The 13,378-nt window shown below is 70.7% G+C and carries 9 protein-coding genes and 2 tRNA genes; 7 read left to right on the forward strand and 4 right to left on the reverse strand.

The features are described 5' to 3' along the window. The first annotated feature begins 443 nt into the window (after positions 1–443). The 6 genes from ACOCEP_RS35590 (at position 444) to shbA (ending at position 9,880) form a co-directional block, all read left to right on the forward strand. A complete protein-coding gene (locus ACOCEP_RS35590) occupies positions 444–1,094 on the forward strand; it encodes a hypothetical protein (RefSeq protein WP_482333930.1) in 651 nt (216 codons plus the stop codon). A gap of 37 nt (positions 1,095–1,131) precedes the next feature. Next, positions 1,132–2,868, forward strand: a complete 1,737-nt coding sequence (locus ACOCEP_RS35595) for a fatty acyl-AMP ligase (protein ID WP_482333932.1) — start codon at positions 1,132–1,134, stop codon at positions 2,866–2,868. After that, complete coding sequence (locus ACOCEP_RS35600) at positions 2,865–7,061, forward strand: beta-ketoacyl synthase N-terminal-like domain-containing protein (protein WP_482333933.1); 4,197 nt, start codon at positions 2,865–2,867, stop codon at positions 7,059–7,061. Before ACOCEP_RS35595 ends, ACOCEP_RS35600 begins: the two co-directional genes overlap by 4 nt. Then, on the forward strand, positions 7,058–8,551 hold the full coding sequence (locus ACOCEP_RS35605) for an MFS transporter (protein ID WP_482333935.1): 1,494 nt from the start codon (positions 7,058–7,060) through the stop codon (positions 8,549–8,551). The genes ACOCEP_RS35600 and ACOCEP_RS35605 overlap by 4 nt, the downstream gene beginning before the upstream one ends. Positions 8,552–8,625: 74 nt before the next feature. Then, a complete protein-coding gene (locus ACOCEP_RS35610) occupies positions 8,626–9,150 on the forward strand; it encodes an RNA polymerase sigma factor (RefSeq protein ID WP_482333937.1) in 525 nt (174 codons plus the stop codon). A gap of 157 nt (positions 9,151–9,307) precedes the next feature. Next, the gene (gene shbA, locus ACOCEP_RS35615; protein ID WP_482339877.1) at positions 9,308–9,880 is read left to right on the forward strand and encodes an RNA polymerase sigma factor ShbA; all 573 of its coding nucleotides are present in this window, start codon (positions 9,308–9,310) and stop codon (positions 9,878–9,880) included. 32 nt (positions 9,881–9,912) lie between these two features. Here shbA and ACOCEP_RS35620 read toward each other — a convergent pair whose 3' ends face one another. Next, complete coding sequence (locus tag ACOCEP_RS35620) at positions 9,913–10,332, reverse strand: VOC family protein (protein WP_482333939.1); 420 nt, start codon at positions 10,330–10,332, stop codon at positions 9,913–9,915. 88 nt (positions 10,333–10,420) lie between these two features. Between ACOCEP_RS35620 and ACOCEP_RS35625 the strand changes: the two genes are divergently transcribed. Continuing rightward, positions 10,421–11,023 carry a TetR/AcrR family transcriptional regulator gene (locus ACOCEP_RS35625; RefSeq protein ID WP_482333940.1) on the forward strand — a complete coding sequence of 201 codons (603 nt, stop codon included), beginning with the start codon at positions 10,421–10,423 and terminating at the stop codon, positions 11,021–11,023. 246 nt (positions 11,024–11,269) lie between these two features. Here the strand turns inward: ACOCEP_RS35625 and ACOCEP_RS35630 are convergent. The 3 genes from ACOCEP_RS35630 to ACOCEP_RS35640 all read right to left on the reverse strand — a co-directional run bounded on the left by ACOCEP_RS35630 (position 11,270) and on the right by ACOCEP_RS35640 (position 13,375). Beyond that, positions 11,270–11,341: transfer RNA gene (locus tag ACOCEP_RS35630), tRNA-Val, on the reverse strand. Between the two features lie 35 nt (positions 11,342–11,376). Next, a tRNA-Val gene (locus tag ACOCEP_RS35635) sits at positions 11,377–11,451 on the reverse strand. A 79-nt stretch (positions 11,452–11,530) separates the two neighbouring features. Beyond that, the gene (locus tag ACOCEP_RS35640) at positions 11,531–13,375 is read right to left on the reverse strand and encodes a serine/threonine-protein kinase (RefSeq protein WP_482333942.1); all 1,845 of its coding nucleotides are present in this window, start codon (positions 13,373–13,375) and stop codon (positions 11,531–11,533) included. Positions 13,376–13,378: the final 3 nt, after the last annotated feature.

Here is a 13,378-nt window from a genome sequence, read left to right on the forward strand (position 1 = left end):
AATCCTTTGTCCCGGTCGTTCGACAGAATTCGAAAATGTGACGGCGATTACCCGAGAAAGAAAAGCAGAGGTGGCGCCACGTTAAGCGGACGGGCCGCTTCCGCGCAATTGTCCTGCCCACAATCCGGGAGGACAATATGAATGCCAGGGAAACAAGAAAACCCTCGACCTCCCCCAGCCGGGTGACCCATCACTCACGGACGGTGAGCGACTGTGGCACGGGAGTACCAGATCAGCTCGCACACCAGCGAAAAGTCCGGAAAACGCAGGTCACGTCCTGTACACGAAGGACATTTACGTTCTCTTGATGCCTTCCGGTATTCGATTTCCCGTCGTAGCCTTCGTCGTGCCGCCCGGGTTCTGCGTTCCCCGACGCGACCCCGGCGCCCGCGTCCCACCGAAGGGACCACACCTCCCCACGGACCCTTCCGAAAGGGCTATTCATGGCTGCCCGAATTCGCGCACTCGTCGTGTCCGCCGCCGCGGTCGCGACCATTTCCGGCACCTCTGGAGAATCGATTCAGGCGGCGCCTGCCTCCCCTGTTCCGCCCGCCGCCCTGCTGCCTCCGGAAACCGTCCCGGCCGCGTCGACGCGCGACGGTTTCGACGTGGCCTCGGCACTGTCCATCCCGGACCGTCGAGAAAGCAGGGTCGACGTCGGTGGTTGCGAAGACGTAGTCCACGGCAGGCTGGCCGGGAACGGCGCCGCCGGCCAGGGCTTCCAGTCCGCCGTCCCCGGCGGCCAGGTCTCCGAACTGGTCGCCCGCATGACGAACCCGCCCGATCTGGCGGCGTGGGCCGCGCAGGCCGGACGGTGCTCGAAGGTGACGGTCGACGACGCGGCCGGTACCGCGGTGTCGACCGTCACCGTCCACCCGGCTCCCGTCGTGCCGGGTGCGAAAACCCTTTCCTACGAACAACTCCTGACGCTTCCCGGGCAGCCCCCCGAGCTGCCGGGGCTGCGTCTGCGCACCGTCGCCATCGCCGCCGACGACGTGCTGGTCGTGCTTCGTGACGCCGGGACCACCGGCCTCGATCTCGACGCGCTCGCCGTCGACGCCTGGCGGCACGCCGCCGGTCCGCTCGGCCGCTGATCCACCGCACCACCCCGCCGAACCCCGAGGAGACGTCATGTCCCTGGCCCCCGAAAACCTGCCCGCCACGGCCGGCCCCACCCTCCCCGACTGCCTCCGGCATTGGGCGGACACCGAGGGCGACCGGCCGGCGGTCACCTTCACCGACTTCGCGAGCGATCGCGCCGGACGGCGGAAGACGCTGAGCTGGAAACAACTCCAGGAGCGCGTCGCTGCCGTCGCGAGCGCGCTGCCCGTCCGGCCAGGCGACCGGGTGGCGGTGCTGTGCCCGCAGAGCGCCGACTACGTTGTCGCCTTCCTCGGCGCGATCACCGCGGGCGCGATCGCCGTGCCGCTGTTCGATCCGGGGCTGCCCGGGCACGCCGGACGGCTCGCCGCGGTGCTGACCGACTGCTCCCCCACCGCGGTGATCACCACCGCGGCGGGCGAGGACGCGGTCCGCGAATTCCTGGCCGGGCTGCCCGGCGGCGAGCACGTCACGGTCGTCGCGGCCGACAAGGCGGGGCCCGTCCGCGCCTGGCCCGCCCCGGCTCCCGCACCGGACGACGTGGCGTATCTGCAGTACACGTCCGGTTCGACGCGGAGCCCCGCCGGAGTGGTGCTGACCCACGCGAACGTGCTCGCCAACGTCAGCCAGGCGGTCCACGGGCTCGGGATCGCACCGACGGGGACCACGGTGTCGTGGCTGCCGCTGTTCCACGACATGGGCCTCGTCCTCGGCCTGATCACGCCGCTGGCGATGGGCATGCGGTCGGTGCTGATGGACCCGCTGGCCTTCATCGAGCGCCCCGTGCGCTGGCTGGAACTGCTCGGCGACCACAACGGGAGCTGGAGCGCCGCCCCGAACTTCGCGTTCCACTACGCCGCGAGCCGGGTGCGCGAGGAGGATCGCGCCAAGCTCCGTCTCGACCGCGTCGCCGCGATCGTCAACGGCGCAGAGCCGATCAACCCCGGCGTGCTCGACCGGTTCCACGACACCTTCGCCGAAGTGGGGTACACGCCGGACAAGACGCGGCCCGCGTACGGGCTGGCCGAGGCGACCGTCTTCGTCACCACCGGCCCCGGAGTCCCGCCGCGGGTGACCACATTCGACCGCGCCGCCCTGGGCGCCGGCACCGCACGGCCGTCGGACGACGGTCTCAAGCTGGTCGCCTGCGGTGTTCCGGTGGGTCAGCGAGTCGCGCTGGTCGATCCCGAAACCGGCGTCGCGCTGAAGGACGGATCGGTCGGCGAGATCTGGGTCCACGGCCCCAACGTCGGTACCGGATACTGGCAGAAACCCTTGGAGAGCACCGAAACCTTCGGCGCCAGGCTGACCGGCGCCCACGAGGGTCTGCCGACCGGCCCTTGGTTGCGCACCGGCGACCTCGGCGTCCGCCACGACGGCGAGGTCTACATCGCGGGACGGATCAAGGACCTGCTCATCGTCGACGGCCGCAATCACTACCCGCAGGACGTCGAAGCGACGGCGGCCTCGGCCGACCGCGACATCCGCCCCGGCAGCGTCGCCGCGTTCGCCGTCGAAGGCACCGACACCGAAGCCGCGGTCGTCGTCGCCGAGCACCGCGGACACAGCGCGCTGACCACCGAGGACGAACGGGCGCTCGCCGTGACGATCCGGCGGCTCGTTTCCGACGCGCACGGCCTCGCGCTGCGTGACGTCGCGCTCGTCCCGGCGGGCCTGGTCCCGCGGACCTCCAGCGGGAAGATCGCGCGGAGCGCCTGCCGCGACCGCTACCTCGCCGGCGATTACGGAAAGGCCTTGGTGCGATGAGAAATCCGTCGTTCGACGCCCCGGCGCTGCGCCGCTGGCTGCTCGACACCGTCGCCGGGCACACCGGCGTCGACGCGGCCCGGCTCGAAGCCGACCGCCCGCTCAGCGACTACGGCCTGTCCTCCCGGCAGGCCGTCGGTATCGCCGCCGATCTCGAAGACCTGCTCGGCACTCCGCTTCCGGCCACCCTGCTGTGGGAGAGCCCGACCATCGATCATCTGGCCCGCTCGCTCACCGGCGGCACGGAGCCCGAACCCGAGCAGCCGAGCACCGACCGTCGCCGGACCGACCCGATCGCCGTCGTCGGCCTCGGCTGCCGCTGGCCGGGCGCGGACGGCGTCGACGAGTTCTGGGACCTGCTGAGTCGCGGGCGGGACGCCGTCCGGACCGCGCCGCCGGGCCGCTGGGATGCCGCCGCGGCGCCGATCGTGGGCGGATTCCTCGACGAAGTGGCCGGTTTCGACGCCGACCACTTCGGCATCACCCCGCGTGAAGCGTCCACAATGGACCCTCAGCAGCGAATGCTCCTGGAAGTCGCGTGGGCCGCGCTCGAACACGCCGGGATCGCCCCGGCCTCCCTGCGCGGCAGCCGGACCGGCGTGTTCACCGGGATCTCGACCCACGACTACGGCCATCTCACGATGGCGGGCGGCGGCGTGGATCTGTGGACCGCCACCGGCGCGGCCGGGAGCATCGCCGCCAACCGGCTCTCCTACGTCTACGACCTGCGCGGACCGAGTATGGCGGTGGACACCGCCTGCTCGTCGTCCCTGGTCGCGGTGCACCACGCCGTGCGTGCGCTGCGCGACGGTGAGGCGGATCTGGCCTTGGCGGGTGGGGTGAACCTCATGCTGCTGCCCGGTCCGACGGCCGCGTTCGCCGCCGCCGGGCTGCTCGCCGGGGACGGACGGTGCAAGACGTTCGCCGCGGACGCCGACGGCATCGCGCGTGCCGAGGGCTGCGGCGTCGTCGTGCTCAAACGGCTGACCGACGCCGAGTACGACGGTGACCGCGTGCTGGCGGTGATCCGCTCCACGGCGGTGAACTCCGACGGCCGGTCACAGGGTATGGCGGCGCCGAACCCCATCGCCCAGCAGGACATGCTGCGCACGGCGTACCACGGCGCCCGGCTCGATCCGTCCACTGTGGACTACGTCGAGGCGCACGGCACCGGCACGTTGCTGGGCGACCCGATCGAAGCCCGCTCGCTCGGCGCGGTGCTCGGCAAGGACCGCCCCGCCGACGCACCGTTGCTGATCGGCTCGGTGAAGACGAACATCGCGCACGCGGAGGCGGCCGCGGGGATCGCCGGGCTGATCAAGGTGGTCCTCGCGATGACCAGGGATGAACTGCCGCCACAACTGCACTTCTCGGCCCCCAACCCGCACATTCCGTTCGACGACCTGCGCCTGAAGGTGGTGACCGAACCGACGCCGTGGCCGCGCCGGTCCGGCCGCGCCACGGCGGGCGTGTCCGCGTTCGGGTTCGGCGGGACCAACGCGCACGTCGTCCTCGAACAGGCGCCGCCGCTGGAACCCGCGCCGGACCGGGCCGACGTCCGGATCGGGCTGCTCTCCGCCCGCACCCGCGACCGGCTCACCGAACGCGCGGCTCAGCTGGCGGACTGGCTGGAATCCACGCCGTCGCCTTCCCTCGCCGGCATCACCCACACGTTGTCCCGGCGCGACAACGGCGGACCACACCGCGCCGCCGTCGTCGCGGGCGACACCGCCGAACTGGCGGTACTGCTGCGCGCCATCGGTTCCGGCGCCGATCCGCTTCCCGCGGGCGCCGTCACCGGCACGGCCGTGAGCACCGACGGCCCGGTCTTCGTGTTCTCCGGTCACGGCTCGCAGTGGCCGGGGATGGGGCAAGGACTGTTGCGCGCCGAACCCGCGTTCGCCGCGCAGGTCGACAAGCTGCACGACCTGTTCACCGAGCACACCGGCCGCTCGCTGCGCGCCCTGCTCACCAGCGGCGACCCCTTGTCCCTTCCCGAAACCCAGACCGCCATCTTCGGGACGCAGATCGCGCTGGCCGCGCAGTGGGAGGCTCTCGGCGTCCGGCCCTCGGCCGTCGTCGGGCACTCGCTCGGCTCCGCGGCCGCCGCCGTGGTGAGCGGCGTGCTCACCCCCGACGAGGCCGTCCACCTGGTCGCGACCCGGGCCCGGCTGCTGGGCACTCTCGGGCCGGGCGGCGCGATGGCGGCGGTCGAACTGGCGCCGGAGGAACTGGATCTGTACCCCGACATCGAACTGGCCGTCGAATCCGCGCCCGGGCAACTGACCGTGGCCGGGGACGCGACCGTGCTCGATCTCCTCGTCGCGGAGCTGGAAGCCGCCGGGCTGACCGCGCGGCGGCTGCCGGTCGAGGTCGCCGGGCACTCCGCCCGGGTCGATCCGGTGCTGCCCGCGCTCCGCGAGGCCCTCGCCGAACTGGGCGGCCGCCGTCCGACCGTGCCTTGGTACGACACGGTTCTCGCCGATCCGCGAGAGCTGCCGGACTTCGACGCCGGGTACTGGGCCACGCACCTACGCCGTCCCGTGCGGTTCCGGCAAGCGGTGGCGTCCGCCGCCGCGGACGGGCACCGGGTCTTCCTGGAGGTGTCGCCGCATCCGATCCTGCGGGGCTCGGTGATGAGGACCCTCGAAGCTGAGGGGATCGACGACGCCGTCGTCACGGGAACGCTGCGCCGGGGGCAGGACGAAGTCCGCACACTGGGCGCCGCCGCGGCCGAGTTGTACTGCGCGGGCACCCGGATCACCACCGCCGATCCGGACGACGGTTCCCGGCTGGTCGACGTCCCGCCGATGCCGTGGCGGCACGAACGCCACTGGTACACCGAGGACGAGCGAGCACCGGCGTTCGCGGCACGCACGCCGGAACCCGGACCCGTGCGCACCGCCGGGGGCGACCGGCTGACCGAGATCGTCGCCGCCGTCATGGGGCTGCGCCCCGATCGCCTCGACGCCGACGTCCCGTTGGTGGAACTCGGGCTGGATTCCCTGATGGCGAACCGGATCTCCGAAGCCGTCCGCCGGGAGTTCGGCACGGAACCCGACGCCGTCAGTGTGCTTCGCGGCGCCACCCTCGCCGATCTCAGCCGCGATCTCGCACCCCGGGAGAACGAGAAGCCGCTGCCGTCCCGGGGCCGAGCCTGGGACGCGGCGGATCGCCTGGTCCTGCGTCTGTGGCACGAGCACACCGGGACCGAAGCGACCGGCACGCACGTTCGGCTGACCGAGACGGGCACACCGGACCGGCTGGCCGAACTGCTCGCCGAGGGGCTGAGCACCGAGCTCGGCACCCCGGTCGCCGCCGCCGAACTCCGGCGGCACGATTCGCTCGCGGCCATCGCCGACGTCGCCCGCGCCATCCTCGACACGAGGGAGGAGCGGGGGCCGGTGCACATCCTCGCCCCCGGCGAAGCGGGCATCGCGCCGCTGCTGCTGTTCCACCCGGGCGGCAGCACCTGCACCGTGTACCGGCCGTTGCTGGAGCGGCTGCCTTCCGGTGTGCCGTGCGTCGGATTCGAACGCGTCCCCGGGGTCAGCATCGAGGACCGGGTCGAGCAGTTGCTGCCGTTGGTGCGGGCGCAGCGCCGCGACCGGCCGTACCGGCTGGCGGGCTGGTCGTTCGGCGGGGCGCTGGCCTACGGCGTCGCCGCGCGGCTCGCCGAAGAGGGTGAAGAGGTCGAGTTCGTCGCGCTGATCGACACCATGCTCCCGCTCCCGGAGCCGGACCTCGATCCGAGGGCGTCGTCGGCCCGGCGGTTCTTGCGGTTCACCGGGTACGTCGAGGGGACCTACGGCCGAGAAGTGCGGCTCGGCCACGAAGAGCTGGCTCCACTGCCCGAAGAGGAGCAGATCGAGCTGACCATGCGGCGGGTCGCCGAGGCGGGCCTGCTCAGCCCCGGCGTGCTCCGGCACCAGCGTCAGTCCTTTTTGGACACATTGGCGGCCGAACGCGGTACGCCCCGGCGCTACGACGGGCGCGTCGTGCTCTACCGGGCGACCGAACAGTACGCGGCCGGGCTGGCGATGGAACCCCGGTACTCACGCACGGATCTCGCGGCAGGCTGGGCGGAGCTGTGCCCGGCGCTGGAGATCGTGCCGATCGAGGCGCATCACCTGTCGGTCGTCGACCCGCCGCACGTCGACGTCGTGGCGAGGCATCTGACGGGACTCCTGTGACCACGGCCCGGGCCGAGCGAGCGGTCGACCGCGCCTGGCCGCTTTTGGCGGTACTCGGCGCCGGGCTCTTCCTCGTGGCGGTCGACGCGACGGTGCTGCACGTCGCGTTGCCCGACCTCGTCCGGCAGCTGCGGCCCGGCGCGGCGGCTCAGGTGTGGATCGTCGCGATCTATCCGCTGACCGCCGCGCCGCTGCTGCTGCCGTTCGGCACCCTCGGTGACCGGTACGGACGGCGACGCGTGCTGATCACCGGGTATGTCGTGTTCGGGATCGCGTCGCTCGGCTGCGCTTTCGCGCCGAACGTCCCGGTACTGCTGGCGTTCCGCGCGTTGCTCGGCGGTGGCGGCGCGATGATCATGCCGGTGACGATGTCGCTGCTGCGTGAACAGTTCCCGGAGCAGCGGCGTCGCCGCACGGCGATCGCGGTGTGCAGCGGGATCGCGGGCACCGGATCGGTGTTCGGGCCGATCCTCGGCGGAGTGCTCGTCGAGGCGTGGGGCTGGCGGGCGACGTTCCTGCTGAACCCGCCGGTGATCCTGGCGGCGGTCGTCCTGGCGTTGTGGTGGCTCCCGCGGAATCCGCCGGGCCGTGGCCCGTGGGACGCGCTCAGCGCCGCCCTCGCCGCGGGTGGTGTCCTCGGGATCGCTTTCGCCGTCGGACATCCGGGCTCCTGGACCACGGCCGTCGCCGCGGGCGCGACCGGCTGTGTCCTCATCGGACTGTTCCTGCGCCGCCAGCGCCGGACCGATCCGCCGCTGCTGGATCTCAGCCTGTTCCGGCGGCCGGGCGTGCGGGCCGCGGTGGGCGGGGTGCTGCTGGTGATGAGCACGCTCGTCGGGCTGGGCCTGCTGTTCGCGCAGTACCTGCAGGTGGTGCTCGGGCTGTCCCCGACCGCGGCGGCGAGCCGGCTTCTCCTGGTGCTGGGCGCTTCGGCCGCCGGCAGCGTCGTGACCCCGTCGCTGCTGGGACGCTACGGCAACGCCCGGGTCCGCACCGCCGGGTTCGCGGTGACGGCGGTGTCGTTGCTGGTCCCGGCGGCGGGGTCGGCCGCGCTCACGACGCCGGTGCTGCTCGGCGCCGGGTTGACCGGGCTGGGCCTGGGGATGGCGCTCGCGCTCACGTCGAGCACGGACACCCTGCTTTCGGCGACCTCCGCGGACCAGGCGGGCGGCGCCGCGGCGGTGGAGAAGACGGGCTACGAACTGGGCGCCGGATTCGGGACGACGGTGTTCGGTTCCCTGGCCGCCGCGGTGTACTCGGGACACTTGGCCGTCCCTGCCGGCGTGCCGGAACCGGCGCGGTCGCTCGCCTTGTCGGGACCCGCCCAAGCCGAGTCCGCGGTCGCCGGCCTTCCGTCGCCGTTGGCCGGCGAATTGCTCGACGCCGCGAAAGCCGCCTGCACCACAGGGTTGCAGGTGTCGGCGGCCGTCGCTTGCGGGCTGTTCGTGGTGGCCATGCTCTTCACCAGGCTTCGTGACCGCGTGTCCTGACATTGCACGAACGAGCACTCTCGCTGCACCTACTGGTGAGATACGACCGTAGGGGGAGGGAGTGGTGATGTTCGGTGAACGAGTACTCGGACTTCGACGAGTTCTTCAAACACGACTTCGCGCAGTTAGTCGGGTTCCTGTGCAAGGCGGGCTTCGATCTCGAGACCGCGAAGGATGCCGCCGCGGATGCGATGGTCCAAGCCTTGGAACGCTGGAGCAGCCTTGACCACCCACGTGCTTGGGTGCGCAAGGCCGCACCACGAATCGCCAGAGCGCAGCTACAGCGAACTGAAGAGGGTGTACGTCGCGCGGTCAAAGGTGATTGGTCTCAGCCTCTGGATCGGGAGACCGAGCGTTTGATCTCCTTTCTGGAGGAGACGGCATGGGTCGCGAGCTTGGTGAACCAACTTCCGACGCGCCAGCGTGACGTCATCGTTTGGGCACTCGACGGTTTCTCCCCGACACAGATCGCGGACCACCTGGGCCTGTCGACCGTGACAGTCAGATCCAACCTTCGCCACGCCCGCAAACGACTCGAGCGCCTCTATCGGCAACAGAGACCGGCACAAGACCTGACAGAAGGAGGCAAGAGTGACTGACACCCGCAACGTGCCGCCCTGGCTGTCCCGGGCCAGCAGTGCCTTCAACGACTCGCTCAGCCGTAACCTGGATCTCGACAAGACCTTGGCACAGATCAAAAGCCGCGCGCTGACGCGCCAGTTGATCGCCGCAGGTCAACCGAGCCCTGTACCGACAGTGCATAGCCGCAGCCACGACTCGGACGTGCCGGTCGCCGCTGCTGTTGAGGGTGATCCTCAAGCGGTCGAGCGGTTGCTGGCGGCCATCCGTCCTTTGGTAGTGCGGTACTGCCGCGCTCGGGTTGGCAGGCAGGAGCGTTCGTTCGCTTCCGCAGACGACGTTGCTCAGGAGGTGTGTCTCGCGGTGCTCACGGCATTGCCTTCGTACCGTGATCAGGGCCGCCCGTTCCTGGCCTTCGTCTACGGGATCGCCCAGCACAAGGTGGCCGACGCGCATCGCGCCGCGGCCCGCAACCGCGCCGAGCCGGTCGCCGAAGTCCCCGACGAGGTCGAGGGCGGCGTCGGTCCCGAGCAGCGTGCTCTCCAAGGCGAGCTGAACGAGCGCATGTCGCAACTGCTGCGCGTCCTTCCCGACAAACAGCGTGAGATCGTGGTCCTGCGGGTTGTCGTGGGATTGTCCGCCGAGGAGACGGCAGAGGCCGTGGGGTCCACCCCCGGCGCCGTCCGGGTGGCCCAGCATCGCGCCCTCGCGCGCCTACGTAAGGTTCTGGCCGCTGAGGAGGTGACCTAAGCGATCACTCTGGCGTTTACGTCCGGTTGCCGTCAGCTCGGCCGCGCCTCGTCGGTGAACTGCTCGGCGAACTCCCCGGTCGGCGGGATCTCCTGGATCACGTCGATCAGGACGCCGTTGGGGTCGGCGACGATGAAGTGCCGCTGCCCGAAATCCTCGCTGCGCAGGGAGAGCGCCTCGGGCAGGCCCGCCTCCACGACCAGCCGCCGGTGTTCGGCGTCGACGTCTTCGACCTCGAAGTTCAGCAGGAGTCCCTGTACGGCCTTGCCCGCTCCGGCGGGGATGGTCTCGTGCCCGGGCGCGAGGAGCGCCAGTTCCCACTCGCCGCGTTTGAGGCTGACGTACCAGTCGGCCTCGAAGGTGAGCTCGAAGCCGAAGTGGTCGCGGTAGAAGTCCCGGGTCTCGGCGATCTTCTCGGTCATGAGGACGGGATAGAAGCTGGTCAGACGCATGAGGTCACCTTGTTCTCGAACAATACCGACCGTCGGTTTGTTTCTCCGAAGTTAGCCAACCGACGGTCGGTATGTCAAGATCCGGGTCATGGCCCGCACGAAGCAGCAGCAACGCGAAGAGACGATGGAGACGTTGACCGCCACCGCCCGGCGGCTGTTCGCCGAGCACGGGTACGGCAAGGTCGGACTGGAGACCATCGCGCAGACCGCGGGCGTGAGCAAAGGCGCGCTCTACCACCACTTCAGCAGCAAGGCGGACCTGTTCCGGCATGTGCTCGGCGTCGTACAGCACGACGTCGGCGAACAGATCGCGAGGGCCGCGGACGCCGCGCCGGACCCGTGGGCCGGGCTGCTCGCCGGCTGCCGCGCGTTCCTCGCCGCCGCGACCCATCCGGATACCCAGCAGATCATGCTGTTGGACGGGCCGTCGGTCGTCGGCTGGCAGGACTGGCGTGAGCTGGACGCGGAGTCGTCCGCCCGGCACCTCGCCGAAGCGCTGACCGAACTGATGACCGAGGGCGTCTTGGCGAAACGACCCGTCGAACCGTTGGTACGCCTGCTTTCCGGCGCGATGAACGAGGCCGCCGTCTGGCTCGCCCACTCCCCCGACCCGAAGGCCGACCTCGCCGCGACCATGGACACGCTCACGCCGATGATCGAGGCACTACGGCCTCCGGCCTCGCTCGCCTGAAGTACGTGAAGGACCCCTTCATGTACCTAGGCGCAAGGAAGGGGTCCTTCACGTACTTCTGGGTCCTGCTGGGCGCTGCACCTTGCCGCGGCCGCCCGGCGCCTCTGTCGCGAAAGCCACTTTCGCGACGTCTGATGTCCCGAAAGTGGCTTTCGCGACGCCACCCGCGCCTTTCCCGAGCCCACCAAGCCTGGCTCCAAAACGTAAAAAGGCCCCACCCGGAGCCGGGTGGGGCCTTCACTGCGGTGGGCGATACTGGGATCGAACCAGTGACCTCTTCGGTGTGAACGAAGCGCTCTCCCCCTGAGCTAATCGCCCGCGGTACGAACTCCGGCTCGCCGGGGAAGCGAACCTGGTGCGCGATACTGGGATTGAACCAGTGACCTCTTCCGTGTCAGGGAAGCGCTCTCCCGCTGAGCTAAACGCGCGTGGTGTGTCGTTCGTACTGGCGATAGCTTAGCGGACCCCGTTTCCGGGCCGTCACAGGGGTTCCCCTATCCGCGACGCTCAGGGCTTCGGCAACCGCGAAGCGATCGAGCCCGCGATCTCCTTCGCCCGGTCGCAGGGGCTTCCGCTCCCCTCGCGCGCCAGCAGGCGGACGGCGACGTGTTCGGCCTCGCGGTCCGGCAGCTGGCGATGCCGCCAGGTGACGGCGCAGTTCGAGCCGCCGAATTCCCGCATGTCGCCGGTGACGCCGTTGCCGAGATCGACCGGCGAACCCTCCGGCGCGTAGGAACCTCGCTGCAGTTCGACGGTCAGGGTGTCCCCGCCGCCCAGCCACTCGCAGATCCGCAACGTCCGCGGGGCCGGCTGCGCGTTGGGCATGGCCTTGCCGAGCACAGCCGGATCGGCGACCGTGCATGGATCGAACGGGAGCAGGCTCGCCGGATCACCCGCCCGGTCGACCTCGTGCGTGCGCAGCCGGGCGAGCGCGGCGGTCAGCATGTCGTCGGCGGCCTTGCAGGGGTCACCTTCCCGGCCGGGATGGGAGACGACGACGCCGAGCCGCCGGTCCGTCGGCAGCTGGACGACCGAATCGCAGCCGCCGCTGATCGTGCTGCGCAGTAGCGGAAGTCCTTCGGCAGTGCGGTCCGTCCGGTCGAGACCGCTGGCGGACACGCCTTCGCCGAGCCGCAACTCGAAGTCGACGCCCTTGAGACCGGTGTACTTGCAGCGAGCCGGGTAGATCGGGCCCGTCTCCGGTTTCAGGGTGCCGAACTCCTGCACGAACCGGCCCGCGAGCACCTTGCACGGATCCACCAGCCGCAGCCGTTCCGCGCCGAGTGCCTCGCTCGCCGACAGCGAAGTCGTCCCGGGATTCTCGGGTTTGGCGTGCTCGGCGATGACGAGGCCGAGCGCGACCATCCCGGCGACGACGAGCAGGACGACCGCGGCGAGTGAGCCGAACAGGATCTTCTTCGTCCGCGGCGCCATCTTCTTGGGCGGCGGACGCCAGATCGGCAGTGGCAGGGCCAGCACCGCACGTACTTCGGCGTCCTGCCGCTGGATCCGGGCGTGCACGGCGGGCGGCCAGGGCGCCGCGCCCGGCGGCACCGGGCCGAGGAAGTCCAGGATCTGTTCCGGAGTCGGCCGCCGCACGGGGTCCTTGGCCAAGCAGGGCTCCGCGATCCGCCGGATTTCGTCCGGAACGTCGCTGAAATCCGCCGCGGCGTGCACGACGTTATACAGGGTCTGCGGCGCGGTCGGCCCGGTGAAGGGGCCACGCCCGGTCGCGGCCATGACCAGGATCGCGCCGAGGGAGAACACGTCGCTCGCGCCGGTGATCCGCCCGCTGCCCGCCTGTTCCGGGGACATGAACGCGGGCGACCCGATGATCGCGCCCGTTCCGGTGAGCTCCTGGGCGTCCTCCGCCACCCGTGCGATGCCGAAGTCGATCACCCTGGGGCCGTCACTCGTCAGGATGATGTTGCTGGGTTTGAGATCCCGGTGGATCAGCCCGGCACGGTGGATCTCGGTCAGTGCCGCGGCGAGCCCGGACGCCAGCAGCCGCACCGACTCGACCGGCAGCGGCCCGGCGCCGTCCACGGCCTCCTTCAAGGACGGCCCGGTGACGAAGACCGAGGCGAGCCACGGGGTTTCCGCTTCCGCGTCGGCGTCCATGACCGCGGCGGTGTAGGCGCCGGAGACCAGCCGTGACGTGGCGACCTCGCGCCGGAACCGTTCACGGAAGCGTGGATCGTGCGCGAACTGGGCGTGCAGTTGCTTGACGGCGACGAGCCTGCCGTCCGGGGCTAGGCCGAGCACGACGCGGCCCATCCCGCCTTCACCGAGCTCGGCGACGATCCGGTACGGGCCGATCTGCCGGGGTTCGCCGGGGTTCAACGGTTTCACTGG

The organism is Amycolatopsis sp. CA-211722 (assembly GCF_056828465.1).